Raw genomic sequence first — 25,255 nt, forward strand, 5'->3', positions numbered from 1 at the left:
GGTAATGCCCCGCTGCGGCGCGATGAAGCGCGGAAGCGTCGTCATGATCGAGGAGCCGGTGCCGAAGGTCACCTTGCCGTCGCCGGGATTGAAGGCACCGTGGCCGAAGAGCGCGGCGTGACTGTCACCAATGGCCGAGGCAATCGGGATGCCGTCCCTGAGGCCCGGCACGTTCTTCGTGACGCCGAAGTTCGAGGCGCTGTCGCGCACCTCGGGCAGGGCGGATTTCGGCACGCCGAACAGGGCGCAGAGTTCATCGCTCCAGACCTGCCGGTTGAGATCATAGAGTTGGCTGCGGGCGGCGTTGGCGGCGTCGCAGGCATGCACCGCGCCATCCGTGAAGCAATGGATGAGCCAGGCATCGATCGTGCCGAGCCGAACCGCGTGGCGTGCGGGAACGCGATCGAGCAGCCACTTCATCTTGGGGCCAGGGAACATCGGATCGATGGGAAGGCCGGTAAGCGTCCGGACCCGTGCGGCATGGCCCGCCGCGATGAGGTCGGCGCAGACCGACGCGCTGCGGCGGCATTGCCAACTCACCACCGGGCCGAGCGGTTTTCCCGTTGCGGCGTCCCAGACAGTGACGGATTCACGCTGGTTGGAGATCGCGATACCGAGAATGTCGACGGCAGGTCCGGCTTTCCGGCAGGCGACAATCGCCTCCTGCACGGATTCCCAGATGCGCAGCGGGTTCTGTTCGACCCAGCCGGGCTGCGGGTGTTCGATGCCGACCGGAGAGGAGCCGCGCGACAGGATTTCGCCGGCCGTGGAAACCAGCACGGCCTTGGAATTCGTGGTGCCCTGGTCGATGGCGAGAATGGCGGTCGTCATGGCGGCTCCGGCAGGCAGGAATTGGGGGCGCGGCACCAGGGAGGATTTGCCGCGCCCGGCACGGGATCTGTACACGTCATATCAGACGCGTGACGATTTCCGTGCAATCAACGCGGCAGCCGCCTCGGCGATGGCGGCGGGGGCCATGCCGAATTCGTCGAGCAGGAACTCGGCCGAACCGGTGGGGGCGAAGACGCCCGGAACACCCAGGATCTTCATCGGTACGGGCGATTCCGCGACAACGACTTCGGCAATGGCCGAACCGAGACCGCCGAAGGTGGAGTGCTCTTCCGCTGTCAAAATGGCGCCGGTTTCGCGCGCCGCAGCCGTCACCGCTTCGGCGTCGATCGGGCGGACCGTCGCCATGTTCAGCACGCGTGCCTCGATCCCCTTTGCGGCCAGAAGGGCAGCGGCCTTCAACACGCGGTGGGTAAGCGTGCCATTGGCAACCAGCGTGATTGCATCGCCGTCACGCATCAGGTTGGCCTTGCCGAGTTCGAATTTGTGTCCGGCCGGCAGAAGGTCAGGTACACCGACGCGCGACAGCCGCAGGAAGACCGGGCCCTCGTGCGCGGCGGCCCATTCCACGGCCGCCGCCGTCTCGATCGAATCGCACGGTGCGATCACCGGCAGGTTGGGCAGCACGCGGAGCCAGGCAAAATCCTCGATGGAATGGTGCGTCGGCCCAAGCTCGCCATAGGCCATGCCGGAGGAAATGCCGATCAGCTTCACGTTGGCGTTGGAATAGGCGATGTCGGCCTTGATCTGCTCCAGCGACCGGCCGGTCAGGAAGCAGGCGGCACCGCAGACGAAGGGCAGCAGGCCGCCATTGGCAAGACCGGCGCCCACGCCCACCATGTTCTGTTCGGCGATGCCGACATTGACGAGCCGTTCAGGCCATCTGGACTTGAAGCCGCCCAGCTTGGATGAGCCGACCGAGTCGTTGCAGACGGCGACGATCCTGGGGTTGTCGGCGCCGAGGCGTTCCAGGACGGCAACGAAGGCGTCGCGGCAGTCATGCAGCTTGGGAGATGGTGTCACGGCATTCATCACAGGGCCTCCGAAAGCTCAGCCACGGCAATCTTGTACTGTTCGGCGTCGGGCACCTTGTGGTGCCAGTCGACCTTGTCCTGCATGAAGGAAATGCCGTGGCCCTTGTTGGTGTGCGCGACAATGCAGTGCGGCCGGCCGGGGCGCCGTTCCAGAGCCGGTACGATCTCGTCCATCGCGTTGCCGTTGATCTCGGTGACATCCCAGCCGAAGGCAGCCAGCTTGGCCGGGAAGGGCGCGAGATTGTTGGTGTCCTTCAGCGCGGCGCCCTGCTGGAAGCGGTTGTGGTCGATGATGAGCGTCAGGTTGTCGAGGCGGAATTGCGCGGCGGCGGCGATAGCCTCCCAGTTCGATCCTTCCTGCATTTCCCCGTCACCGGTCATGACGTAGGTGTGGTATTTCGCGTCCGTCAGCTTCGCGGCTTTGGCCATGCCGACGGCAACCGGCAGGCCGTGACCGAGCGGGCCGGTATTGGTTTCGACGCCCGGAACCTTGTTGCAGTTCGGGTGTCCGTTCAGGCGCGAATGCGGCTTCAGGAACGTGCCGATCTCCTCCTCCGGCAGGAACCCGCGCTTGGCGAGGGTCACGTAGAGCGCGAGTGCCACATGGCCCTTCGAAAGCACGAAGCGGTCGCGGTCCGGATGTCTGGGTTGGTCGGGCCAGATGCGCAGCACCCGAAAATAGAGCGCCGTCAGAATGTCGATGGCGGACATCTCCCCGCCGATATGGCCGGCGCCGGCTTCGAAAACCGCTTGCAGATCGCGAAGGCGGATCTGTTGAGCGATACGGTCGAGATCGTTCGGCTGCATGAAATCCTCATGATGCATAATTATACAGTCATCTATATACTTGCATGAGGTTTGGGCAAGTCAAGGGGAAAAGCCGCCTGCCGTGTGAAAATTACCCGAATTCGCCGTATTGACACATCATGGATGGATCGGTTACGAATTTACAGACGGTAATGAATATTTATGCGTATTGCCCATTGGGACACTGGGCTGACCGGGAGGAGCATTCATGCTGGCTGCAGCGAAGGAGAAACAAGGGGTTGCGGGCGGAATGCTTCCCTCGTTGCGCGGAGCCACGGGGCCGCTGATCGGCCTCATCGTGCTGTGCCTTTTCCTTACCTTCGCGACGGACAGATTCCTTTCGGTCCGGAATTTCCTCAATGTGCTCGATCAGATAACGGTGCTGGGCGTCATGGCCGTGGGCATGACGCTGGTCATCCTGATCGGAGGCATCGACCTTGCGGTCGGCTCGGTCATGGCGCTGGCGATGATGGTGCTCGGCTACCTCAACGTCGTGGTCGGCGTGCCGATGGGGATCGCCATTCCGCTGGCCCTCGTCGTGGCCGCGCTGAACGGCCTGGTGGCGGGCCTGCTCATAACGCGCTTCAACGTGCCGGCCTTCATCGCCACGCTCGCCATGATGTCGATCGCGCGCGGCCTGGCGAACATGATCACCGACGGCCAGCAGATCATCGGCTTTCCCGCCTGGTTCAACACGATGGCAATCGTGCGTTTCGGCGGCTTTCTGACCTTGACGGTAGCCGTGATGCTGGTGGTCTTCGCCGTCGGCCTTCTCTACCAGCGCTACCGTCACGGCGGGCGCGTGCTCTATGCCATCGGCGGCAATGCGGAAGTGGCGCGACTTGCAGGTATCAACGTCCAGCGGGCAACCGTGCTCGTCTATGTCGTATGCAGCTTTCTGGCCGGCCTTTCCGGCATGGTGCTCGCGGCGCGTCTCGACTCGGTCCAGCCGTCGTCCGGCGTCTCCTACGAACTTGACGCGATTGCGGCGGTCGTCATTGGCGGTACCTCTCTTTCGGGCGGCACGGGCGGCATCGGCGGCACCATCATCGGCGTGCTGATCATCGGCGTCCTGCGCAACGGCCTCAACCTGCTCAGCGTCTCCCCGTTCATGCAGCAAGTCATCATCGGCGCCGTCATCGTGCTCGCCGTCACTGCGGAAACCTACCGCAAGCGAAAGTAACGGAATTTCTTCCCGGCGGCGGAGGCGTCGGCGGGGGCTGAAAACGGTCGGCAATGGTGCGGACCGGCAAAAGGGAGGTGGCGTCCTGCGCAGGCAGGCCGCACACCAGGAAACTCGGAGGAAAAATCATGAAACGTTCCAAACTGCTGATGGCGGCAACTGCGGCCGCGATCCTCGCATCGCCGTTCGGCGCATCCGCCGCAGAGGTCAAGACGATCGGCCTTGCCGTTCCGAACCTCCAGGCCGACTTCTTCAACCAGATCAAGCTCGGCGTGGAAAAGTACGCAAAGGAGAAAGGCCTCGAGGTCATCGTCGTCGATGCGAAGAACGACACTGCCACGCAGGTTAGCCAGGTGCAGGACCTGATGACCCAGGGTATCGACGCATTCATCTACATTCCCGCCGGCGCGGCAGCAGCGGCGGTGCCGACGCGCCTTGCCCGCGAAGCCGGCATTCCGGTGATCAACGTCGATCGCGTTCCGGAAGGCGCGCCGGGCGACACTTTCATCGCCGGCGAGAGCGTCGAATCTGCCTACGCCGTCTGCAAGCACATCATCGAAAAGGCCGGCGGCTCGGGCAAGATGGCGATCATCCATGGCCAGAAGGGCACCACGCCGGAAGTCGACCGCTTCACCGGATGCAAGCGCGCCATCGACGAGACCCCGGGCGTCGAGCTCGTCGACCAGCAGTGGAGCAACATGTGGTCGGCCGACGAGGGTTTCTCGATCGCCCAGAACATGCTGCAGGCAAACCCCGACATCACGATCATCTTCGGGCAGGCCGACGGCCTGGCGATGGGCGCGGCCAAGGCGATGGACGTTGCCAACCTCTCCGACAAGGTCATCATCGGCGGCTATGACGGCGACGTCTCGGCGCTGGAATACCTCGCCAAGTGCAAGGGCCCGTTCATCGCCACCGCGACGCAGAGCACGCAGAAGATGGGCGTGCTTGCCGTCGAATCCGCGCTTGCCGTCGCCGCCGGCCAGAAAGTCGAAGAGCGCCAGACGCCGAACGCCGTGCTGACGACCTGCGAGAACGCGCCGGAATTCGTGAAGAGCCATCCGTAACCCGGCTCGATACCCGAAAGGCAGCAGCGCCATGACGATCCGCTCTCCCATCCTGTCGCTCCGTGGAATCCAGAAATCCTACGGTCCGATCAAGGTTCTCCATGGTGTCGATCTCGACATCCATCCGGGAGAGGTCGTGGCGCTGCTCGGCGAAAACGGTGCCGGAAAATCGACCCTGTCGAACATCATTTCCGGCGCCGTCCGGCCCTCCGCAGGGGAGATGGTCTGGCTTGGCAAGACGTATGCCCCGGCCAATCCCCGCGCCGCGATGGACGAGGGCGTGGGCATGATCCATCAGGAACTGAAGCTGCTGCCGAAGCTCTCCATCGCGGAGAATGTCTTCGTGGGTCGTTATCCCATGAGGTCCGGCCGTATCGATCGCAAGGCGATGGAGGAGCGGGCACGCAGCGGTCTCAAGCGGCTCGGGCTCGACATTTCGCCCGATCGCCTCGTCGAGGGGCTTTCGACGGGAAAACAGCAGCTCATCGAGATCGCCAAGGCCCTGACGCTCAACGCGCGCCTGCTCATCCTGGACGAGCCGACCGCGGCACTTGGCGGCGAGGAGACGCAGCTCCTCTTCCAGCAGATCGAGCGGCTGAAGTCGGAAGGTGTCGGCATCGTCTACATCTCGCACCGCCTGGAGGAAATCCGCCAGATTGCCGACCGCATCGTCGTCATGCGCGACGGCGCCAAAGTGCAACAGTTCGATACCGGCGACGTGCCGATCCGCACCATCGTCGAGGCCATGGTCGGGCGTTCCCTCGAGCGCATGTTCCCGGCGCTTCCGAGGCCGACGGAGGAGGTGGCGCTGGAGGTGCGGAACCTTTCATCGCCGTCCAGGGCGTTCCGCGACATCAGTTTTTCCGTCCGAAAGGGCGAGGTGTTCGGCATTGCAGGCCTCATGGGCGCCGGCCGGACGGAACTTGTGCGCGCCGTTACCGGCGCCGATCCCGTTTCCGGAGGCGAGGTCCTGCTGCACGGCAAGCCCATTACGCCGCGTTCACCCATCGATGCGATCCGCAATGGCATCGTTCTCGTCCCGGAAGACCGCAAGCTGCAGGGCGTGGTGCTCGATCATTCGATTGCGGAAAATATCGGCTACGCCAATCTCGGAGAGATCGCCCGCACAGGCTGGCTTTCGTCCCGCCGTATCCAGCAGTTCGCTGAGGACTATATCAGGAAGTTCGGGGTCAAGGGCCGTGGCGGGCAGAAAGCCGGCGAGCTTTCCGGCGGCAACCAGCAAAAGGTCGTGCTCGCAAAATGGCTGGCGCGCAAGCCGCAGGTCGTGGTGCTGGATGAGCCGACGCGTGGCATCGACGTCGGCGCCCGCTCGTCGATCTACGATCTCATCATGGACCTCGCGCGCGCGGGTGTTGCGGTGATCGTGGTCAGCTCGGACCTCGAGGAAGTGCTCGGCGTCTCCAGCCGTATCATGGTCATGGCACAGGGCAAGCAGGCCGGCATCCTGGACCGCGAGGACGCCAACGACGTCTCGGTCATGGAACTGGCAACGATCTGAACAGGGAACGATCCACTATGACTGATATCATGCTCAACGCGCCGACATTGTTCGATCTTTCCAGCAACGTCGCTCTCGTGACGGGTGCGGGCAGCGGCATCGGCCAGCGCATCGCAATGGGCCTCGCCCAGTGCGGCGCGGACGTCGCTCTGCTCGACCGTCGCACCGATGATGGCCTTGCGAAAACGGCTGACTTCATCGCGCGGGCAGGGCGGCGCAGCATCCAGATCGCCGCGGACGTTACCAGCGGCGCGGCGCTCAACGATGCGGTTGTCCGTACCGAGGCAGAGCTCGGCCCGCTGACACTCGCCGTCAACGCCGCCGGCATCGCCAATGCCAATCCGGCGGAGGAGATGGAGGAAAGCCAGTTCCAGACGATGATGGACGTCAACCTGAAGGGCGTTTTCCTCTCCTGCCAGGCGGAAGCGCGCGCCATGCTGAAGTCAGGCCGCGGATCGATCGTCAACATCGCCTCCATGTCCGGCGTCATCGTCAACCGAGGCCTGAGCCAGTGCCATTACAACGCTTCCAAAGCCGGCGTGATCCACATGTCGAAATCGATGGCGATGGAATGGGTCGGGCGCGGCATCCGGGTGAACACGATCAGCCCGGGCTACACGGCAACGCCGATGAACACCCGGCCCGAAATGGTGCACCAGACGAAACTCTTCGAGGAGCAGACGCCGATGCAGCGCATGGCAAGCGTCGACGAAATGGTCGGACCGGCCGTTTTCCTGTTGTCGGACGCGGCGAGCTACGTGACCGGTGTGGATCTGCTCGTCGATGGCGGTTTCTGCTGCTGGTGATATTGCGAGGCCGATGGAAGCCGGCCCTTGCATTCTACCGCGGGAATTCCTTACTTACGTCTGTTCTCAGGGCGGGGTGAAACTCCCCACCGGCGGTATCCGGAGCGATCCGGGAGCCCGCGAGCGCTTCCACGCAGGTGGAAGGTCAGCAGACCCGGTGCGATGCCGGGGCCGACGGTCACAGTCCGGATGGAAGAGGGCATGTCTGTACGCCGCCTTACCGGGTGGTTGCGGACCTGTTCGCCCAAGGGATTGATGATGTCCGATAGCGGCACCCTTGAAAGGCAATGGAATGGCAATCTCGAAAATTGAAGACGCAATCGCCGCCCTGGCGCGGGGCGAGATGATCGTGGTCGTTGACGATGAGGATCGCGAGAACGAAGGCGACATCGTCGTCGCCTCGGACTGCGTAACCCCGGAAACGATCGCCTTCATGATGAAACACGCCCGCGGGCTGATCTGCGTCGCGATGCAGGGCGAACGCCTCGACGCGCTCGGCATCCCGCTGATGGTGCCGCAGAACACCGAGCTTCACAAAACCGCCTTCACTGTCTCCGTCGACTATCTGCCGGGAACCACGACCGGCATTTCCGCGGCCGACCGCGCTACGACTGTCCGGGCTCTGATGGATTCTACAGCGCGGCCGGCCGATTTCGCCCGGCCCGGGCACGTCTTTCCCCTGCGCGCCCATCCGATGGGCGTGCGCGGGCGCCCCGGCCACACGGAAGCCGCGGTGGACCTCGCCCGTCTCGCCGGAAAATCCGCCTCCGGCGTGATCTGCGAAGTCGCCAATGACGACGGAACGATGGCCCGGCTACCCGAGCTTCTGGTGTTTGCTGAAGCGCACCAAATCCTGCTGATCACCATCTCGGACCTCGTTCTGTACCTCGGGAGCCGGGAGCCCGCCGACGCAGCGCAAGCGGCTTGACCCACGGGAGGTCGATTCCATCGCGGGCGTGGACATTCCTTCGAATATCGCTTTCGCCCGCGGTGTTCGCATCGTCGTCGATGGTCCGGGCCGTACCGCCGGATTTGTGGCGACAGGCTCAGGCAGGTCATCTCAGGCGCCTGCCGTCCACGCCTCTGGACGATTGACAGGAGCCGGGCGCTGGTCCGCCCGCCTCCGGTTTCCCGCCTCCGGATTGTGTCCTTCCGCGATGTTGCCAAGGCCCTGAACACCAGGTCGAGGGGCGTGCCTTTCTGGGATGCCGCCTCTCCGCCACATTGAACGCTGATTCAATATGTATTGACTCGCCGTTCAAAATCTCCCTAGCTTGAACGATCAAAATCCAGGATGAACCACTGGAGGGGAGAACATGCAGCGCATCAAGTTCATTGACCGCATGGCATCGGGCCGGGTCTCCCGTCGCGATATTCTGAAAAGCGCCGCGGCCTTTGGCGTGGGCGCGACCCTCATTCCAAAGCTCGGCCATGCCGCCGAAGTGCTGACCTGTCTCGAATGGACCGGGTACGACGCGCCGGAATATTTCGCACCCTACGTGGGAAAACACGGCTCCGGGCCGAATTTCTCGACCTTCGGCGGCGAAGAGGAAGCGCTTGCCAAGGTGCGCGCGGGCTTTGCGGCCGACGTCATGCACCCTTGCAACTATTCGGTCGGCCGCTTCGTCGAGGCCGGGCTGACGGTGCCGATCGACACCGCGCGATTGTCCAACTGGAAGGACGTCTTTCCCGCTCTCCAGAAAGCCGCGGGCGTCGTCGTTGACGGCAATGTGGTCATGGCGCCGGCCGATTGGGGCAATGCCAGCATCGCCTATCGACCGGATCTGATCGGCGACGCCTTCAAGGACGGCGAAACCTGGGGCATCTTCTATGATGACGCCTTCGCCGGAAAGGTCTCGATGCTCGACGATCCTCTCGTCATCGCGATCGGCCAGATGGTCAAGGGCATGAGCTACAAGCAGGCCAATCTTCTTGTCGGAGAGGACCTCCAGGCCGCCAAGGCCTTCGGCGCAAAGGCGGTCAACAACAGCCGCTTCCTCTGGACCGACGCGACCGAGCTGCAGCAGGGCCTCGCCTCCGGCGAGATTGTCGCCGCCTATGCCTGGAACGACACTGTCAAGAACCTCAAGGATCAGGGCATCGAAGCGGTCTATGCCAAGCCGAAGGAGGGGTATTTCACCTGGTTCTGCGGCATGACGCTTCTCAATTCCGGCAAGGCCGATGTGGCGCTCGCCTATGACTTCATCGATGCCTGGCTTTCGCCTGAAACCGGCAAGACATTGATCGACGGCTCCGGTTATGGCCATGCCAACATGAAATCCTTCGAGATCGCCGATCCGGAGGTCGTGAAGGCGATGGGCATCACCGACCCGGTCGAGCATATGAACAGCGCGATCCTGTTCGAGCCGCAGCCGAGCAATGTCGTCAACGAGCAGACCAAGGTGTGGGAGGAGATCAAGGCGCTGAAGCTCTGAGGCGTCCGGCATGACGCTTCGAGCGCGCCAATCTGCCGCCATGCGGGCGCGGACGACCGCGGGCTACGGCCTGGTTGCGATCCTTGTGCTGATCCTGATCGCGCCGCTTCTGGCCCTGCTGGCGTTGAGCTTCTGGACGCAGACCGGCTTTTCCATCGACACGTCGCCGACGCTCGCAAACTACCGGAGCCTGATCGAGCCGGCGGACACGCCGACGGTCTATTTCGGTATTCCCTTTCATCTTGCCAATCCGGTGCCGGCGATCCTCCTCCTGAAGTCGCTCGTCATGTCCTTGACGGCGTCGGCGGCCGTCATCCTCGTCGCCTATCCGATGGCCTATTTCCTCGCCTTCCGGGTGACGGCATACAAGGTCGTCTGGCTGATCCTGATCACCATACCGTTCTGGACCAGCTATCTGCTCCGGGTCTTCGCCTGGAAGATCGTGCTCGGTTTCAACGGCGCCATCAATTCCGGGCTGATGAGCCTCGGCCTCATCGAGAAGCCACTGGAGTTCCTGCTCTACAACCCCGCTGCCGTCACGCTGACGCTGACCCATGCCTGGGTGACCTTCGCGGTCCTGCCCATCTATGTCTCGCTGGAGAAGATCGACCGCACGCTTCTCGAAGCCGCGACAGATCTCGGCGATAGCCGCTGGGCGCGTTTTTGGCGCATCACGCTGCCGCTGTCGCTGCCCGGCGTCGTCTCTGCGGCGCTGCTGGTTTTCATCCCGACGGTCGGCGACTATGTGACGCCGACGCTCGTCGGAGGACCGGGCGGCACAATGATCGGCAATGCGATCCAGACGCTGTTCTTCAAGCAGGACAACGCGCCGCTGGGAGCTGCCGTCGCCATCGTCATGATGCTGGTGATCGCCGCGCTCTGCCTGCTTTTCCTCTGGGCGATCGGCTACCGCAAGCTGCGCGAACGGAGCACCTGAACATGACGCACCGCTTTCGGTTCCTCAGCCTCTATGCCGTCCTGTTCCTGGTCTTCCTCTACGCGCCGGCCGCCCTGCTGCCGGTCTTTTCCTTCAACGACAGCACATTCGCGGTCTTTCCACTGAAGGCGTTCACCCTCAAGCACTACGAGGCGATGTTTGCCAATCTTTCGATGCTCGATGCGCTCAGGAACAGCATCGTCGTGGGCGTCATCGCCTCCGTCGCGGCGACCGCGATCGGCATCCCGCTCGCCATCGGCCTTGCCCGCAGGCTGCTGCCGGCAGGCAGCGTGTTGCTCGCGACGGTGATGCTTCCGCTCGTCGTACCCTCGATCATCTTTGCCGTCGCCTTTCTGGTCATCCTGGTCCGCATCCTGCAGGTCGATCTGTCCCTGTGGTCGATCACGATCGCTCATGTATTCCTGTGCCTGCCCTTCTCGGTCATGGTTTTGATGTCGCGCCTCGACGGGCTCGGCCGGAGCCTCGAGGAAGCGTCGCGCGACCTCGGCGAGACGGCACTCGGAACGTTTCGCCGCGTGACGTTGCCGCTCATCCTGCCGGCGGTGATTTCCAGCCTGCTCATGTGCTTCATCACCTCCTTCGACGAGTTCGTGCTGGCCTTCTTCCTCAGCGGCACGCAACCTACCCTGCCGGTCTTCCTCTACGGCCAGCTCCGTTTTCCCAACAAGCTGCCGTCGATGCTGGCGCTCGGCTCGGTCATCCTCATCGTCTCGACCCTTCTCGTCATTCTCTCCGAAGTCATTCGCCGGCGCGGCGTCGCCGGCGTGACAGCCGGGGACGCCTGACAATTCCGCGCAAGCAAAGGCCGCCCCATGTCTCAGCCGGACCTCGTCATTCTGAATGCTGCAATCGTTACCATGGACCCGCTGACGCCCTACGTCGAGGCACTGGCGGCGCGGGGCGGCAGGGTCGCCGCACTCGGAACGACAGAAGATATCCGGGCGCTCGCCGGCCCAGCGACGCGGATCGTCGACGCCGGCGGACGGCTCGTCCTGCCGGGTTTTCAGGACACCCACATTCACCTGCAGGATTCCGGTTACCACTATGGCATGACCGCCAATCTCGACGACGCGCGCACGATTGCAGAGCTTCGATCCCTCCTCACCGCGTTTGCCGCAGGCAAGCCGGATGCGGCCTGGGTGAACGGCGTCGGCTGGTACACCGGCATCTTTACGGACCACAATCTGGACCGGCACGTGCTCGATACGGCCGTACCGGACCGCCCCTGTTTCATCCTCGCCTCCGACGGGCACAATGCCTGCATCAATACGAAGGCGATCGAAGCCGTCGGGCTCGCCAAGGGGGCGGCCGATCCGCTGAACGGTCATTTCGTTCTTGATGAACACGGCGAACCCACGGGCATGCTGCACGAGAGCGCCGTCAACTGGGTCGAGGATCGCATGCCCGAGGTCACCGACGCGGACTATGCGGACGGCGTGCGGTTCGGCCAGACGCTCTGCAACCGGCATGGCATCACGGGCGTGCTCGACGCGCTCGTCGAGGAGCGCCACGCGCGCGTTTATCGCGGCCTTGCGGAGGCGGGTGAATTGACGGTCCGGATCGGCGCCACCGCCAAGGTCTTTCCGGAAGAGGCGACGGCCGATGCGCTCGCCCGGGTCGAGGCGCTGCGCCGCGAGAACCGGCTCGACATGTTCCGCATCCACTCGGCGAAGTTCTTCCTGGACGGTGTCATCGAAAACCGGACTGCCGCGATGCTGGAGGATTATTCCGATCCGACCGGCGGCAACGCACCGCTGATGTTCGGCTACGAGCAGGTCAGGGAGCTCTTCACCGTCTTCGATGCTGCGCGGTTCCAGATCCATGTGCACGTCATTGGCGATGGAGCCGTGCGTGCGGCGCTTGACGGGCTGGATGCCGCGAAGGCGGCGAACGGCCTGTGGCCGAGCCTGCACCAGATCGCCCATATCCAATGCATCGATCCGGCGGACATCCCGCGCTTTGCCGAACTCGGCGCGGTGGCCAACGTCCAGGCTCTTTGGGCGCGTCACGAACCGTCTGTCACCGATGTGGCGCTGCCGATGGTGGGCGAACAGCGCGGAAAATGGATGTATGCCTTCCGTTCGCTGATCGATGCCGGTGCGCTCCTTACGCTGTCGAGCGATTGGGGCGTCTCCACCCTCAACCCCTTCCAGATCATGGAAACGGCGCTCACCCGCCAGCCGCCGCGCAGGAACGGCGACCACCCGGTCTTCCTGCCGCACGAGCGGCTGACCCGTGAGCAGTGCATCAAGGGTTACACGACCCATGCCGCCGCCTCCGCCTGGCGTGCAGAAACGACGGGTTCGCTGTCGATCGGAAAATTCGCCGACCTGATCGTCCTCGACCGGAACATCCTGACATGCGACCTCTACGACATCGGTGACACCGAGGTATTGCTGACGGTTCTCGGTGCCCGGGAAGTCCACCGCGCGGCGGCGTTCACGACCCAGTGATCTGTCGAAACGAAATCCTTTCCGCGGCGGCACACCTGTCGGAAGCGCCGATAACAAGCGATGCGACGGCGATAGAGATCGATGAAAAATAGAAAAGTCAGTATTATTGACTTATGTTCGTTAAATCGATTGAAAATTATGTAAGCGTTGCAAAAAAGTTATGCCGCACTGCGAATTGATATTCGACTTAAGTCGAATATGTCCAGAATTATACAAGCCTGCGGCCTGCTTTTCGAAAGTTTCTACTCAATATGACGGCTTTGTCTCGCGAGACGTCCTTGCTATCGCGGGGGAAGTACAAAATAATATTCTCGGGATAAGGGCAAAGGGAACGCCCGCCCGAACTGGGAGGTAGACAATGCACAATTCCGATCATGGAATCGTTTCGCGCCGTTCGTTTCTCACGAAGGGTGCACTGGCCGGTGGTGTCGCAGCTGCCGGAACGCTCGCGGCACCCGCCGTTCTGGCACAGGCTCCGCTCGTCATGAAGATGCAGACGTCGTGGCCGGCCTCGGATATCTGGATGGATTTCGCCCGCGAGTACACAACCCGCGTCGAAGCCATGTCCGGCGGCCGGCTGAAGGTGGATCTCCTGCCGGCGGGTGCCGTCGTCGGTGCGTTCCAAGTGCTGGATGCCTGCAACGATGGCGTCATCGACGCCGCGCACTCGGTGCCGGTTTACTGGTATGGCAAGTCCAAGGCGGCCTCGCTCTTTGGCACGGGCCCTGTCTTCGGCGGTTCTGCAACGACCATGCTCGCCTGGTTCAACGGTGGCGGCGGCGCCGAATTCTACCGCGAGCTCACGCAGGATGTGCTCGGCCTCAACATCGTGGGCTTCCTCGGTTTTCCGATGTTCGCCCAGCCTTTCGGCTGGTTCAAGGGCGAGGTCAACACGGTCAGCGACATCCAAGGCTTCAAGTACCGCACCGTTGGTCTTGCGGCCGACCTGATGCAGGCGATGGGCATGTCGGTCGCCCAGCTTCCGGGCGGCGAAATCGTGCCGGCCATGGAGCGTGGCGTCATCGACGCCTTCGAGTTCAACAACCCGTCTTCCGACATGCGTTTCGGCGCCCAGGACGTGGCGAAGAACTATTATCTGTCGTCCTATCACCAGGCATCGGAAAGCTTCGAGTTTCTGTTCAACAAGGATTTCTACGACGATCTCGAGCCGGATCTGCAGGCGATCCTGAAATATGGCGTCGAGGCGGCGTCGACGTCGAACACGGCGACGGCGATGAACAACTATTCGGCTGACCTGTTGAAACTGCAAAACGACAATGGCGTCAACGTTCGCCGGACGTCCAAGGAACTGCTCGATGCGCAGATCAAGGCCTGGGATGGCCTGATCACGGAACTCGAGAAAGACCCCTTCATGAAGAAGGTGCTGGACAGCCAGCGCGCATGGGTCGAGCGCGTCACCTATTACGAACTGATGAACTCGCCGGACTACGCGCTCGCCTACGAGCACTATTTCCCCGGCAAGCTGAAGCTCTGAGCCTGCACGACAAACCCCAATGCAGAGCCCGGCGGGAGTTTCCCGCCGGGCCTTTTCGGCAAGAGAGAAGTTGGCTCAGATGGTTTCCTTCATCCGTTTCGCAGACGCACTGTCGGCGTGGTTCGGCAAGGCATTCGCATGGCTGATCGTCCTTATGACCTTCGGCACCGCCTATGAGGTCTTTGTTCGCTATGTGCTGAACAGCCCGACACCCTGGGCGCTGGACGTCTCGTTCATCATGTACGGCGCACTTTTCATGATAGGCGGCGCCTACACGTTGTCGCGCGGCGGCCATGTACGCGGCGACTTTCTCTATCGTCTCTGGCAGCCCAGAACGCAGGCGAAGGTTGATTTCGTCCTTTACCTGATTTTCTTCTTTCCGGGCATTACGGCACTGGTTTTCGCCGGTTGGAAATACGCCTCGCGCTCCTGGCAATATGGCGAAGTGAGCGTGAACAGCCCCGCCGGCATTCCGATCTATCAGTTCAAGACGGTCATTGTCGCGGCGGGCCTCCTGCTCTTCGTGCAGGGGATCGCCCAGCTTTTCCGCTGTGTGCTGTGCATACGCACCGGCCACTGGCTGGAGGCCGAAGCAGATGTGGAGGAAACCGAAACGATCCTTATCCAGGAACACCAGCACGAGCAGGAGCCGCAGCGATGACCGATCCCCAGGTGGCCCTCTTCATGCTGGGTCTGTTCATCTTCATCGTCTTCCTCGGATTTCCGATCGCCTTCAACCTCATGGCGCTCGGTATCGCCTTCGGCTACTACGCCTATTTCGATGCCGGTCGCATGTGGCGCGCCTATGGTCGTCTCGACGAGACGGCGAGTTGGTGGGACAGCACGTCCCTCTGGCTGGAAGGTTTCGTCAACAACCGGATCTTCGACCTGTTCATCAATCAGACATACACGGTCATGTCGAACGAGGTGCTGACGGCCGTCCCCCTCTTCCTCTTCATGGGCTACATCGTCGAACGCGCCAATATCGTCGACCGGCTGTTCACGACGCTCAACGTCGCCTCCAAGAACGTGCCCGGCTCCATGGGTGTCGCGGCTCTTGTTACCTGCGCGCTCTTCGCGACGGCGACCGGCATCGTCGGCGCCGTGGTGACGCTGATGGGCCTGTTGGCGCTACCCGCCATGCTCAAGGCGCGCTACGACCAGTCCTTCGCCTCGGGCATCATCTGCGCCGGCGGCACGCTCGGCATCCTCATCCCGCCGTCGATCATGCTGATCGTCTACGCGGCGAGTTCCGGCGTCTCCATCGTCAAGCTCTATGCCGGCGCGCTGCTGCCGGGTTTCACGCTCGTCAGCCTCTATCTGATCTATGTGGTGACGCGCTCAATCCTCCAGCCGTCGGTCGCGCCGCGACCGACGTCCGAAGAAGTGCCGGACGTTCCACTCGGCAAGCTGCTGTTCATGATCGCCACGTCGTTCTTCCCGCTCGCCTTCCTGATCCTCGCGGTGCTCGGTTCGATTCTCTTCGGCCTCGCCACCCCGACGGAAGCAGCCTCGATCGGTGCGCTCGGCGGCATGGTGCTCGCCGTTGCCTATCGGGCGATGACCTGGCAGCGGCTGCGCGAGAGCGTGTATCTGACGGTGCGCACCACGGCGATGGTCTGCTGGCTCTTCGTCGGTTCCTACACGTTCTCCTCGGTCTTCTCCTATCTCGGCGGCGAGCAGATCATTTCGGAATTCGTGCAGACGCTCGACTTAACGCCGTTCCAATTCCTGCTTCTCGCCCAGCTCATCATCTTCCTGCTCGGCTGGCCGCTCGAATGGTCGGAGATCATCATCATCTTCGTGCCGATCTTCCTGCCGCTCCTGGTGCTCTTCAACATTGACCCGCTGTTCTTCGGCATCCTCGTGGCGCTCAACCTGCAGACTTCCTTCCTTACGCCACCCATGGCCATGTCGGCCTATTATCTTAAAGGGATAGCGCCGCCGGAGGTGCGGCTCACGCAGATCTTCTCGGGTGTCATGCCCTATGTCGGCATGGTCTTCATCGCAATGGCGCTGATATATGCCTTCCCGCAGATCGTCTTCTACCTGCCGGAGCAGCTCTATGCACGCTAGACTTGCGGCTGCGACCGGCGGGATCGCCGACCTCGATGCATTGGCGATCCGGGACCGTATCGCCGGCGGCGCCCTCAAGGCCGTCGAGGTTGCGGAAGCGTTCCTCGCCAGGACGGCGGAAAGGGAGCCGGACATACGGGCCTTCGCGCATCTCGACCGCGAGCACGTGCTGGCCCAGGCGCAGGCGCTCGACGCCTACCGCGCCAAGGGACGGCCGCTCGGTCCTCTGCATGGTGTTCCCGTTGCCCTGAAGGACATCATCGACACGGCGCGCATGCCGACGGAGAACGGAACGGTGCTCGACGCCGGGCGCATTCCCGCCGAGGACGCCGCAGTCGTGCGTCGTCTTAGGGCGGGTGGCGCCGTCATCATGGGCAAGACTGTCACGACCGAGCTCGCCTTCCTGCATCCGTCGCACACGCGCAATCCGATCGACGCCGGCCACACGCCGGGCGGTTCGTCCTCCGGTTCGGCTGCAGCGGTCGCCGCCGGCATGGTGCCGCTTGCCGTGGGCACGCAGACCGGCGGCTCCGTCATCCGCCCGGCTTCCTATTGTGGCATCGTCGGCTTCAAGCCGAGTTTCGGGGCGATTTCGCGCGCCGGCATCCTCACGCAGTCCCCGTCGCTCGATACGGTCGGCGTGTTCGCCCGCAACGTAGCGGACGCGGCCCTTCTCGCCGAGGTTCTCTTCGGCGACGATCCGGCGGATCGCGCGACGCAGCCCATGCCGCATCCGCGACTGCTCGAAGCGGCCCGCTCCGCCGTGCCGGTCCCTCCGATATTCGCTTTCCTACGCACGCCGTTCTGGAGCAAGGCCACGCCGGCGATGCAGGGTGCAATGGAGGAACTGGCAGTGCGTCTGGGCGAGCAGGCATTCGAGGCCGATTTGCCCCCGGCCTTTGCGGCCGCAGGCGAAATCCGCGAGACGATCAACTTCGCCGAGATGGCCAAGTGCTACGACCGCTACAGCCGGAAGAGAACCGGGCTTTCGGAAACGATCGTCCAGGCGATCGAGAGGGGGCTTTGCATTTCGGCGCGCGATTATCTCGCCGCGCGCGACTGGCCTTCCATCTATGGTGCTGCGCTCGACGAGATTTTCAGCCGCTGCGATGTCCTGCTGACACCGCCTGCAACGGGTCCGGCGCCCGCCGGATTGTCCTCGACTGGCTCGCCGGTCTTCAACGGATTGTGGACCCTGTGCGGCCTGCCGGCGGTGACGCTGCCGTTCTTCGAAGACGAAAACGGCCTGCCGATGGGAGCGCAGCTCGTCGGCCGCAAAGGCGAGGACGGCCGCCTGTTGCGCACCGCTCGCTGGTTGTCGGAATTCATCGCCGGACAGAAAGAGGAGACCTGACATGCGCAACAAGGCACTCGCCATCTTCGCGCTCGCCGTGATGGCCGCCTTTCTGTTTATCCTGTTGTGGCGCGTCCCGCGCCTCGACCTCGGCGTGGTCATCGTCCTCGTCACCGGCATGGCCGCCTACGACTTCCTCCTCTATCGCCAGAACGGAAAGGGCGATTGAGCGCCGGAAGGCGCGTTGCCTGGCACCGCAACGTTGGGCGTTGCAATCAGTAGACCGCTACCGGTATCGTTAATGCCGCGTCGGCTGGATGGGTGGCGAGGTCGGGGCGGTCACTGCTGCTGGCCGTGCAGGAGGCAAATTCGTCTTGCGCACACATGACAAGGCTCGGCGGCGCGCTCCACATGTCCTTGAAGGGTTCCGCTCAGCCTGTGCATTGTGCATGGAGCACCAATATCACCGCCTTATCCGCGCAGCGACGGCGGGCGTTTTCATCCAGCGGCCGAACGTGATCGCGATTCCGCGTCCTGCAGCGACACCAGCCGTTGTGAAGCCTCGTCCCAGAGGATGAGCTTCACACAGCTCAAACTGTCCTTGAGCGTGATGCGCCCCATTTCCGCAAGTTCCGGATGGTCGCGCAGAACCTCCGGCAGCCTGTAGAAGGGAACGCGGCTTGAGAGGTGATGGATATGATGCATGCCGATATTGCCCGTCATCCAGCGTAGCGGCCGTGGCAAGTCGTAGTGAGAGGCTCCGTGCATGGCTGCGTATTGGAACGTCCATTCGGGGGGCTTCGACCAGTGGGTGTCTTCGAACTGGTGCTGCACGTAGAACAGCCATATGCCCGCCGATCCTGCCAGAAGCACGACCGGCAGATGGATCGCGAGGAAAGGAACGATTCCAACGGCCCAAACGAGGAGGGCAGCGAGTGCGACGATGACGACGTTCGTTGCCATCGTCGAAACCCACGGCAGCATGCCGGAGTTCATCATGCCGAACGGCAGCCTCTGCTTGAAGAGAAAGAGCCAGGCAGGGCCAATGCCGAACATGACCAGCGGGTGCCGGTAGAGACGATAGCCGAGCTTTCCGCGGCGCGACAAGGCCGCATATTCCGCGACGGTAAGCGTCGTGATGTCGCCGACGCCCCGCTCATCGAGGTTGCCGGCCGAGGCGTGGTGCTCCGCATGGGCACGGCGCCAATAGTCGTAGGGTGTCAAGGTAAGCACGCCGATCGCCCGGCCCGTCCAGTCGTCGAAACGGCGCCGGCCGAAGAAGGAGCCGTGCCCGCAGTCATGTTGCAGCATGAACAGGCGCAAAAGAAAGCCCGCCGCGGGAACGATGAGGATCATGCCGAGCCAGTAGCCGAAGTGCATCGAGGCCCATGCGCCGGCCCAAAGAACAGCAAACGGAACCAGGGTCACAACCAGTTCGAACAGGCTTCGACCGACATTTGGCTCGCGGTAGGCTGCCAGAGTTTTGAGCCAGGCTTTCTCAAGATCGATGGTGTTGGGATCGATCGCTTTCGTCGGATTCATTGGCAGTAGGCATCTTTCTGTTCTTAGCTGCTCGACTGGGGAACGACGTGGATGCGTTCAGGCGTGCAGGCGGACGGCTTCGCGGAAGGTTGCGATATCACTTTCCGGGACACTATCCCCGTCTGGCTTTCCGGTTGGCGTAGCGCAGATCGCGCGCGCTCTTTCGCGCTGCCTCATCTTCGATCACGCGCGCCACCCGCGCTTTCTCGGCTTTTTCGCGGGCGTCCGTCTCGGCCAATGCGGCAGCATGCGCGGCAGCCTGACGTTCAGCTGCTTCGCGTTCGACATTTGCCTGCTGCTCCAGCTTAACACGCTCGCGGCCAAGACGCCGCTCTTCTCTCGCCGCGGTGATGGCGGCTCGCTCCGCCTGGCGCGCCGTTTCTGTTGGTTCAGCGGCGATGCGTGCTGCGCGATAGGCATTCAGGAGAGCCGTCTTCGCTTCGGCGGCTGCCGCTCGGCGGTCGGAAAGCTGGTTGTCTCTGGCGTTCTTCAAATCGTGGTCCTGACTGTGATGTTGGAGCGCTGATCAGTTTGCACTGGCGCGTTTGGCGAGGAGAGCGGACGTTGCTGACTTGCGGTCCTTCAGTTCCTTGGCAAGGCGCGCTTCCCGAAGCCGCAAGGTCTTGGCCTCACGGGATTGGGCGATGGAGGCGAGCTCTTCGACTGCCTTGTCTTTCGCGAAGAACTGGGTCTGGATATTGTTGAACGCAATCTCGGCCTTCTGGCGCGATATGCTGTATTTTTCTGTCATGGGAGTTCCGGTGATGGGCTCGACAAACGAGCGGAAACAAAAAAGCCAGGCGAATCGCCTGGCCTCGCTTGGGTAACGTGCATTCGACAGTGCCAGTACATCCGTGGTCAAAGGAATGCAGATACCGCTTAGGCAGCCTGGAGATTGCAGGCCGACATTTTGCCCGACTTCTTGTCGCGCTCCAGCTCGAAGCCGATCTTCTGGCCTTCGACGAGTTCGCGCATGCCTGCGCGCTCGACGGCGGAGATGTGGACGAACGCGTCCGCATCTCCGTTGTCAGGCTGAATGAAGCCAAAGCCCTTGGTGGAATTGAACCATTTAACTGTGCCAGTGATCATTATGAACCCTTTCATAGCAACATTGAGAGACCGCCACGCAAAGACGCCGCGGATGACGATAGCGATTTTGAAAGGAAGTTCGTTCAGGACGCGGTGCCAATCGCGCAATAACCAAAGCTCAGCAAGCAAATTCGACGCTTCCTAATACCGCACCCGCGCCGAGTCGTCAACCATTAGTTCTTCGCATGCGTGGCCTCGTCGAAAAGTTGTAGAGGCGTGCCATTGATCGCGAGGACGTCTGCCTGCGGGACGCGCGGGCCGGCGATCGCGGAAGCTGCATTCTTCCTCGACGCCCGTCGTCCATCGCGGCAGGCGGGATTTTCCAACAGGAATGGCGCGACATTGATTCAGTGGCTGATCATCCAGGGTCGTGCGGCGGGAAAGGTCTTGGCCCCGTCGGCGCGATAGACCGCCTTGGGCTTCGCTTTGCCGTTGCAGCAGCCACATCCGGAGCCATGGCCAAGGTTTTTCAAGGTCTTGGGCTCGTGCGCCGCCTTCTCGTTGGTCGCATGGGCCACGCGCGCGCCCTTGTCCATCGATGCCAAGAAGGGGGTGGTGAAGAAAGCGCGCGGTGCCGGCGTACCGCAGGCCGGGCAGTCGCAGCGCTCGGCCGAGCGCGCCATCGGGCGCAGTTCGGTGAAGGGGCCGCAGGCGTCGCAGAGATAGTCGTAATAGGGCATGGCTGGCTCCGGAGCGTGGGATGCGCACAATCGGGGCGGCGGCACGGCCGCCCCGGTCGTCTTCGATGATCACAAATCGGGTGCAAGCGGCACGTTGACCCTGCCGTCGAGGAATTTGGTCGGACCGTCGGCGCCGGGCTTCATGTCGAACTCGAAGATGTCGAGCGGCAGCCACAGAGTGGCGCAGGCGTTGGGGATGTCCACCACGCCGGAGATGTGGCCCTGGACCGGCGCCGTGCCAAGGATGGCATAGGCCTGGGCGCGGCTATAACCGAACTTGGTCATGTATTCGATGGCGTTCAGGCAGGCCTGACGGTAGGCGATATGCACGTCGAGATAGTGCTGTGTGCCGCCCTCGTCGACGGAAATGCCCTCGAAGATCAGGTAGTCGTCGTATTTCGGCGTGATCGGCGAGGGCCGGAAGATCGGGTTCTTGATCCCGTATCTGGCCATGCCGTCCTTGATCAGCGATACCTTGATATGCAGCCACCCCGCCATCTCGATGGCGCCGCAGAAGGTGATCTCGCCGTCGCCCTGGCTGAAATGCAGGTCGCCCATGGAAAGGCCGGCTCCGTCGACATAGACCGGGAAATAGATCTTCGAGCCGCGCGAGAGGTCCTTGATGTCACAATTGCCGCCGTGTTCGCGCGGCGGGACCGTGCGAGCACCCTCGGCGGCCGCCTTGTCGCGGGCTTCGCCTTTGAGGGCGCCCATATGCGCGGTCGGGCCGCCGTCCGGCAGGGTGGCGAGCGCGGGAATGCGCGCCGGATCGGTGTCGAACAGCGTCTTTTCGCGGGTATTCCACAGATCGAGCATCTTGCGGTCCGGCAGGCAACCGATCAGGCCTGGATGGATGAGGCCGGCATATTTGACGCCCGGCACATGGCGCGAGGACGTGAACATGCCATGGAAGTCCCAGATCGACTTCTGCGCTTCCGGGAAATGCTCGGTCAGGAAGCCGCCGCCGTTCTTCTTGGAGAAGAAGCCGTTGAAGCCCCACAGGCTGTTGTCGAAGGCGCCGATGTCAAGGATGTCGACCACCAGCAGGTCGCCGGGCTCGGCACCCTTCACGCCGATCGGGCCGGACAGGAAGTGGACCTGCGAGAGATCGACGTCGCGCACGTCGGAGGCATCGTCGTCATTCTTGATCTGGCCGCCGGTCCAGTCATACGTCTCGACGCGGAAATCGTCGCCGGGTTCGACCCAGCATGCCATCGGAATATCGGGATGCCAGCGGTTGTGGATTTTTTCGTTGCCGTAGGCGGACTCGCTGAGATCCACCTTTATGAGGGTATCGGGCATGCCGTTCTCCTTCCTGGTTTGATGAATGGCGTTGCTTGACGAATGGGATCGGGCAGGAATGCGGTCAGACGGAGAGAAAGGCGGAGACCTTTTCTTCATCGATACCCGCGCGCGGCGCCTCGTGGACGATCTGGCCCTTTTCGATGACCAGGACCCGGTCGGCCATATCGAGAGCGAAGCTCAGCACCTGCTCGGAAACGAGGATGGACAGTCCCATCTCGTCGCGGATGCGGCAGAGCGTGCGGGCCATCTCCTTGATGATCGACGGCTGGATGCCTTCGGTCGGCTCGTCGAGGATCAGCACCTTCGGCCTGGAAGCCAGCGCTCTGGCGATCGCCAATTGCTGTTGCTGTCCGCCTGAGAGATTGCCGCCGCGTCGGCTTTTCATCTCCAGCAGCACCGGGAACAGTTCGTAGATATGATCGGGCACGGTCCTTTCGCCCGTCACGGTGAGACCTGTTTCGATATTCTCGGTGACTGTCATGGCGGAGAAGATCATCCGCCCCTGCGGCACGTAGGAGAGGCCCGCGCCGACGCGCTGGTAGCTTTCGAGCATTTCGATCGGCCGGTCGCCGATGCGGATGACGCCCCGGCTCGACGGCACGATGCCGATCAGCGATTTCATCAGCGTGGTCTTGCCCATGCCGTTGCGGCCCATGACGGCGACGATTTCACCGGGCGCGATGGTGAGGTCGAGGCCGTGGATGACCTCGCTCTGGCCATAGGCGACATGGAGGTTTTCGACTGAGAGCATGGCGATGCCTCCTAGTGCCCGAGATAGACTTCAACGACCTTCGGGTCGTTCTTGACGCGCTCCATCGAACCCTCGGAGAGCACCCGTCCCTGATGGAGCACGGTCACCCGGTGGGCGATGTCCTCGACGAATTTCATGTCGTGCTCGATCACGATCACCGACTGGTTGCGGATGATGGTGTTCAGGAGTTCCGCGGTCTTCCTGCGCTCGGCGATGCTCATGCCTGCGACGGGTTCGTCCAGCATCAGGAGCTTGGGGCTCTGGATCAGAAGCATGCCGATCTCCAGCCATTGCTTCTGTCCGTGGCTGAGGATCGCCGCCTCGGTGTTCAGGTGATCCTTCAGGAAGATCATCTCGGCAACCTCCTCGACCCGGTCGCGCACTTCGGCGTCGCGGCGGAAGAAGAGCGCGCCGAACACATTGCGGCCCCGCGGAAAGGAAAGCTCGAGGTTCTCGAACACCGTCAGATCCTCATAGATCGACGGGTTCTGGAACTTGCGGCCGACCCCGGCATGGACAATCTCGTGTTCCCGCATCCCGGTCAGTTCCTCTCCCTTGAAGCGGATGGAACCTTCGGTGGGCCGGGTGCGCCCGCAGATCAGATCGAGCACGGTCGTCTTTCCGGCGCCGTTTGGACCGATGATCACGCGAATCTCGTTTTCATCGACATAGAAGGAAAGGTCATTGACCGCCTTGAAACCGTCGAAGGAGACCGTGAGCCTTTCGACGCTCAGAAGGAAATCGGCAGGTGCGTTCGGGTCCATGGCGATGGCCTTTCACTGCGAAGAGGAGGAGGCGGCCACGGCACTGCCGCGCTGCAGGACCAGACGCCTGGTGACCCTCAATAGCGCCGGCTCGACGTGTTCGCGGATTACCCCGGCAAGCCCGAGGGGGAAGGCCATGACCACTGCGATGAACAGCCCGCCCATGGCAAACAGCCAGAGTTCGGGGAAACTTTCGGAGAAACTGGTTTTGGCGAAGTTGACGAGCAGCGCGCCATAGACGGCGCCGAACAGCGACAGGCGGCCGCCGACCGCGCAGAAGATCACCATTTCGATCGATGGCACGATTCCGACGAAGGAGGGCGACATGAAGCCGACCTGCAGCGTGAACATCGCCCCGCCGACGGCCGAGAAGGCGGCGGCCAGGCAGAAGATGAAGATCTTGAAGTTCGACACGTCATAACCGGAAAAACGCACGCGGTCCTCGCGGTCGCGCATCGCAACCAGGAGGCGGCCGAACTTGGACTTCCTGACCAGCTGGGCGAGGACCAGGCATGCGATCAGCAGCACTGCATTGACGAAATAAAGGACGACTTTGGCGGCGTCGGTGCGGATGTCCCAGCCGAGCAGCGTGCGCAGGTCGGTAATGCCGTTGACGCCGCCGGTATACCCCTGCTGACCGATGATCAGGATGGTGAGGATGGCCGCGATCGCCTGAGTGATGATGGCGAAGTAGACCCCGCCGACCCGTCGCTTGAACATGGCTGCACCGATGACATAGGCAAACAGCACCGGCACGGCCAGGATTGCGATGAGCGTGAACCCCAGGGAATGGAACGGCTGCCACCAGAAGGGCAGTTCGGTCACCTGGTTCCAGTCCATGAAATCGGGAATGCCCGGCGTCGACTGGATCTTCGTCGCCTCCGGCGTGGACGCCTCAAGCTTCAGAAACATCGCCATGCAGTAGCCGCCGAGGCCGAAGAATATCCCTTGGCCGAGGCTCAGGATGCCGCCAAGTCCCCAGCAGAGCACAAGCCCCAATGCCACAAAGGCATAGGTCAGATATTTGCCGACCAGATTCAGCCGGAAGACATCGACGCTCGCTGGCAGGACGATCAGGATGATTGCAGCAAGAATGACAAAAGCCAGCCATTCGCGTTGCTTGAAAAGAAAGGTGTCGGAGAGCATCG

26 protein-coding genes and 1 riboswitch are annotated in these 25,255 nt (G+C 62.6%); of the genes, 14 read left to right on the top strand and 12 right to left on the bottom strand.

Features of this window, described 5'->3' with window-relative positions; all coding sequences use genetic code 11:
* The 3 genes from LXM94_RS04510 to LXM94_RS04520 all read right to left on the bottom strand — a co-directional run.
* Positions 1-831 (bottom strand): FGGY family carbohydrate kinase (locus LXM94_RS04510; protein WP_268965011.1); only part of this gene is annotated, 831 nt, incomplete at its 3' end.
* Between the two features lie 81 nt (positions 832-912).
* A complete protein-coding gene (locus LXM94_RS04515) occupies positions 913-1,881 on the bottom strand; it encodes a transketolase family protein (RefSeq protein WP_235769947.1) in 969 nt (322 codons plus the stop codon).
* Positions 1,881-2,690, bottom strand: coding sequence for a transketolase (locus LXM94_RS04520; RefSeq protein WP_235769948.1), 810 nt, complete (start codon positions 2,688-2,690; stop codon positions 1,881-1,883). Before LXM94_RS04520 ends, LXM94_RS04515 begins: the two co-directional genes overlap by 1 nt.
* 208 nt (positions 2,691-2,898) lie before the next feature.
* Here LXM94_RS04520 and LXM94_RS04525 point away from each other — a divergent pair, with 208 nt between their 5' ends.
* The 14 genes from LXM94_RS04525 to LXM94_RS04590 all read left to right on the top strand — a co-directional run bounded on the left by LXM94_RS04525 (position 2,899) and on the right by LXM94_RS04590 (position 18,205).
* Positions 2,899-3,873, top strand: coding sequence for an ABC transporter permease (locus tag LXM94_RS04525; protein ID WP_235769949.1), 975 nt, complete (start codon positions 2,899-2,901; stop codon positions 3,871-3,873).
* Between the two features lie 128 nt (positions 3,874-4,001).
* Positions 4,002-4,940, top strand: a complete 939-nt coding sequence (locus tag LXM94_RS04530; protein WP_235769950.1) for a substrate-binding domain-containing protein — start codon at positions 4,002-4,004, stop codon at positions 4,938-4,940.
* A gap of 31 nt (positions 4,941-4,971) precedes the next feature.
* Positions 4,972-6,459: a sugar ABC transporter ATP-binding protein gene (locus LXM94_RS04535; RefSeq protein WP_235769951.1), complete on the top strand. Its 1,488-nt coding sequence runs from the start codon at positions 4,972-4,974 to the stop codon at positions 6,457-6,459.
* Between the two features lie 17 nt (positions 6,460-6,476).
* A complete protein-coding gene (locus LXM94_RS04540; RefSeq protein WP_235769952.1) occupies positions 6,477-7,265 on the top strand; it encodes an SDR family oxidoreductase in 789 nt (262 codons plus the stop codon).
* Positions 7,266-7,323: 58 nt separating this feature from the next.
* A riboswitch (FMN riboswitch) is annotated at positions 7,324-7,470 on the top strand.
* 87 nt (positions 7,471-7,557) lie between these two features.
* Positions 7,558-8,193, top strand: a complete 636-nt coding sequence (gene ribB / locus LXM94_RS04545; protein ID WP_235769953.1) for a 3,4-dihydroxy-2-butanone-4-phosphate synthase — start codon at positions 7,558-7,560, stop codon at positions 8,191-8,193.
* A 388-nt stretch (positions 8,194-8,581) separates the two neighbouring features.
* A complete protein-coding gene (locus LXM94_RS04550) occupies positions 8,582-9,700 on the top strand; it encodes an ABC transporter substrate-binding protein (protein ID WP_235769954.1) in 1,119 nt (372 codons plus the stop codon).
* Positions 9,701-9,710: 10 nt separating this feature from the next.
* The gene (locus LXM94_RS04555) at positions 9,711-10,637 is read left to right on the top strand and encodes an ABC transporter permease (RefSeq protein ID WP_235769955.1); all 927 of its coding nucleotides are present in this window, start codon (positions 9,711-9,713) and stop codon (positions 10,635-10,637) included.
* Between the two features lie 2 nt (positions 10,638-10,639).
* Entirely contained in the window at positions 10,640-11,443 is an 804-nt protein-coding gene (locus tag LXM94_RS04560; RefSeq protein ID WP_235769956.1) for an ABC transporter permease, read from the top strand.
* 27 nt (positions 11,444-11,470) lie between these two features.
* On the top strand, positions 11,471-13,111 hold the full coding sequence (locus tag LXM94_RS04565) for an amidohydrolase (RefSeq protein WP_235769957.1): 1,641 nt from the start codon (positions 11,471-11,473) through the stop codon (positions 13,109-13,111).
* Positions 13,112-13,469: 358 nt separating this feature from the next.
* The gene (locus LXM94_RS04570; RefSeq protein WP_235769958.1) at positions 13,470-14,606 is read left to right on the top strand and encodes a TRAP transporter substrate-binding protein; all 1,137 of its coding nucleotides are present in this window, start codon (positions 13,470-13,472) and stop codon (positions 14,604-14,606) included.
* Positions 14,607-14,685: 79 nt separating this feature from the next.
* A complete protein-coding gene (locus LXM94_RS04575) occupies positions 14,686-15,267 on the top strand; it encodes a TRAP transporter small permease subunit (protein WP_235769959.1) in 582 nt (193 codons plus the stop codon).
* Entirely contained in the window at positions 15,264-16,682 is a 1,419-nt protein-coding gene (locus LXM94_RS04580; RefSeq protein ID WP_235769960.1) for a TRAP transporter large permease, read from the top strand. Before LXM94_RS04575 ends, LXM94_RS04580 begins: the two co-directional genes overlap by 4 nt.
* Entirely contained in the window at positions 16,672-18,036 is a 1,365-nt protein-coding gene (locus LXM94_RS04585; protein ID WP_235769961.1) for an amidase, read from the top strand. The genes LXM94_RS04580 and LXM94_RS04585 overlap by 11 nt, the downstream gene beginning before the upstream one ends.
* A gap of 1 nt (position 18,037) precedes the next feature.
* The gene (locus tag LXM94_RS04590; RefSeq protein ID WP_235769962.1) at positions 18,038-18,205 is read left to right on the top strand and encodes a hypothetical protein; all 168 of its coding nucleotides are present in this window, start codon (positions 18,038-18,040) and stop codon (positions 18,203-18,205) included.
* 269 nt (positions 18,206-18,474) lie between these two features.
* Here LXM94_RS04590 and LXM94_RS04595 read toward each other — a convergent pair whose 3' ends face one another.
* The 9 genes from LXM94_RS04595 to urtC form a co-directional block, all read right to left on the bottom strand.
* Complete coding sequence (locus LXM94_RS04595) at positions 18,475-19,518, bottom strand: fatty acid desaturase (RefSeq protein ID WP_235769963.1); 1,044 nt, start codon at positions 19,516-19,518, stop codon at positions 18,475-18,477.
* A gap of 112 nt (positions 19,519-19,630) precedes the next feature.
* Positions 19,631-20,011 (bottom strand): DUF6481 family protein, encoded by a 381-nt coding sequence (locus LXM94_RS04600; protein WP_235769964.1) that lies wholly within the window; start codon positions 20,009-20,011, stop codon positions 19,631-19,633.
* Between the two features lie 33 nt (positions 20,012-20,044).
* On the bottom strand, positions 20,045-20,269 hold the full coding sequence (locus tag LXM94_RS04605) for a hypothetical protein (protein WP_235769965.1): 225 nt from the start codon (positions 20,267-20,269) through the stop codon (positions 20,045-20,047).
* 128 nt (positions 20,270-20,397) lie between these two features.
* Positions 20,398-20,607: a cold-shock protein gene (locus LXM94_RS04610; protein ID WP_235770040.1), complete on the bottom strand. Its 210-nt coding sequence runs from the start codon at positions 20,605-20,607 to the stop codon at positions 20,398-20,400.
* A gap of 347 nt (positions 20,608-20,954) precedes the next feature.
* Positions 20,955-21,287: an FmdB family zinc ribbon protein gene (locus LXM94_RS04615; RefSeq protein WP_235769966.1), complete on the bottom strand. Its 333-nt coding sequence runs from the start codon at positions 21,285-21,287 to the stop codon at positions 20,955-20,957.
* Positions 21,288-21,356: 69 nt separating this feature from the next.
* Positions 21,357-22,589 (bottom strand): formamidase, encoded by a 1,233-nt coding sequence (fmdA, locus tag LXM94_RS04620; RefSeq protein WP_235769967.1) that lies wholly within the window; start codon positions 22,587-22,589, stop codon positions 21,357-21,359.
* Positions 22,590-22,653: 64 nt separating this feature from the next.
* Positions 22,654-23,343 (bottom strand): urea ABC transporter ATP-binding subunit UrtE, encoded by a 690-nt coding sequence (gene urtE / locus LXM94_RS04625; protein WP_235769968.1) that lies wholly within the window; start codon positions 23,341-23,343, stop codon positions 22,654-22,656.
* Positions 23,344-23,354: 11 nt separating this feature from the next.
* Positions 23,355-24,107, bottom strand: a complete 753-nt coding sequence (urtD, locus tag LXM94_RS04630) for an urea ABC transporter ATP-binding protein UrtD (protein ID WP_235769970.1) — start codon at positions 24,105-24,107, stop codon at positions 23,355-23,357.
* A gap of 12 nt (positions 24,108-24,119) precedes the next feature.
* A complete protein-coding gene (gene urtC / locus LXM94_RS04635) occupies positions 24,120-25,253 on the bottom strand; it encodes an urea ABC transporter permease subunit UrtC (RefSeq protein ID WP_235769972.1) in 1,134 nt (377 codons plus the stop codon).
* Positions 25,254-25,255: the final 2 nt, after the last annotated feature.

Source organism: Rhizobium alarense (genome assembly GCF_021555155.1).
GTDB classification, from domain to species: domain Bacteria; phylum Pseudomonadota; class Alphaproteobacteria; order Rhizobiales; family Rhizobiaceae; genus Rhizobium_D; species Rhizobium_D alarense.

Bases quoted from the DNA above. Each gene is read 5' to 3' on its own strand.
- urtE (WP_235769968.1), bottom strand. From the start codon at position 23,343: ATGCTCTCAGTCGAAAACCTCCATGTCGCCTATGGCCAGAGCGAGGTC.
- LXM94_RS04515 (WP_235769947.1), bottom strand. From the start codon at position 1,881: ATGAATGCCGTGACACCATCTCCCAAGCTGCATGACTGCCGCGACGCC.
- ribB (WP_235769953.1), top strand. From the start codon at position 7,558: ATGGCAATCTCGAAAATTGAAGACGCAATCGCCGCCCTGGCGCGGGGC.
- fmdA (WP_235769967.1), bottom strand. From the start codon at position 22,589: ATGCCCGATACCCTCATAAAGGTGGATCTCAGCGAGTCCGCCTACGGC.
- LXM94_RS04555 (WP_235769955.1), top strand. From the start codon at position 9,711: ATGACGCTTCGAGCGCGCCAATCTGCCGCCATGCGGGCGCGGACGACC.
- LXM94_RS04615 (WP_235769966.1), bottom strand. From the start codon at position 21,287: ATGCCCTATTACGACTATCTCTGCGACGCCTGCGGCCCCTTCACCGAA.
- LXM94_RS04520 (WP_235769948.1), bottom strand. From the start codon at position 2,690: ATGCAGCCGAACGATCTCGACCGTATCGCTCAACAGATCCGCCTTCGC.
- LXM94_RS04550 (WP_235769954.1), top strand. From the start codon at position 8,582: ATGCAGCGCATCAAGTTCATTGACCGCATGGCATCGGGCCGGGTCTCC.
- LXM94_RS04570 (WP_235769958.1), top strand. From the start codon at position 13,470: ATGCACAATTCCGATCATGGAATCGTTTCGCGCCGTTCGTTTCTCACG.
- LXM94_RS04590 (WP_235769962.1), top strand. From the start codon at position 18,038: ATGCGCAACAAGGCACTCGCCATCTTCGCGCTCGCCGTGATGGCCGCC.
- LXM94_RS04565 (WP_235769957.1), top strand. From the start codon at position 11,471: ATGTCTCAGCCGGACCTCGTCATTCTGAATGCTGCAATCGTTACCATG.
- LXM94_RS04530 (WP_235769950.1), top strand. From the start codon at position 4,002: ATGAAACGTTCCAAACTGCTGATGGCGGCAACTGCGGCCGCGATCCTC.
- LXM94_RS04585 (WP_235769961.1), top strand. From the start codon at position 16,672: ATGCACGCTAGACTTGCGGCTGCGACCGGCGGGATCGCCGACCTCGAT.
- urtD (WP_235769970.1), bottom strand. From the start codon at position 24,107: ATGGACCCGAACGCACCTGCCGATTTCCTTCTGAGCGTCGAAAGGCTC.
- LXM94_RS04540 (WP_235769952.1), top strand. From the start codon at position 6,477: ATGACTGATATCATGCTCAACGCGCCGACATTGTTCGATCTTTCCAGC.
- LXM94_RS04605 (WP_235769965.1), bottom strand. From the start codon at position 20,269: ATGACAGAAAAATACAGCATATCGCGCCAGAAGGCCGAGATTGCGTTC.
- LXM94_RS04535 (WP_235769951.1), top strand. From the start codon at position 4,972: ATGACGATCCGCTCTCCCATCCTGTCGCTCCGTGGAATCCAGAAATCC.
- LXM94_RS04595 (WP_235769963.1), bottom strand. From the start codon at position 19,518: ATGAATCCGACGAAAGCGATCGATCCCAACACCATCGATCTTGAGAAA.
- LXM94_RS04525 (WP_235769949.1), top strand. From the start codon at position 2,899: ATGCTGGCTGCAGCGAAGGAGAAACAAGGGGTTGCGGGCGGAATGCTT.
- LXM94_RS04560 (WP_235769956.1), top strand. From the start codon at position 10,640: ATGACGCACCGCTTTCGGTTCCTCAGCCTCTATGCCGTCCTGTTCCTG.
- LXM94_RS04580 (WP_235769960.1), top strand. From the start codon at position 15,264: ATGACCGATCCCCAGGTGGCCCTCTTCATGCTGGGTCTGTTCATCTTC.
- urtC (WP_235769972.1), bottom strand. From the start codon at position 25,253: ATGCTCTCCGACACCTTTCTTTTCAAGCAACGCGAATGGCTGGCTTTT.
- LXM94_RS04575 (WP_235769959.1), top strand. From the start codon at position 14,686: ATGGTTTCCTTCATCCGTTTCGCAGACGCACTGTCGGCGTGGTTCGGC.
- LXM94_RS04610 (WP_235770040.1), bottom strand. From the start codon at position 20,607: ATGATCACTGGCACAGTTAAATGGTTCAATTCCACCAAGGGCTTTGGC.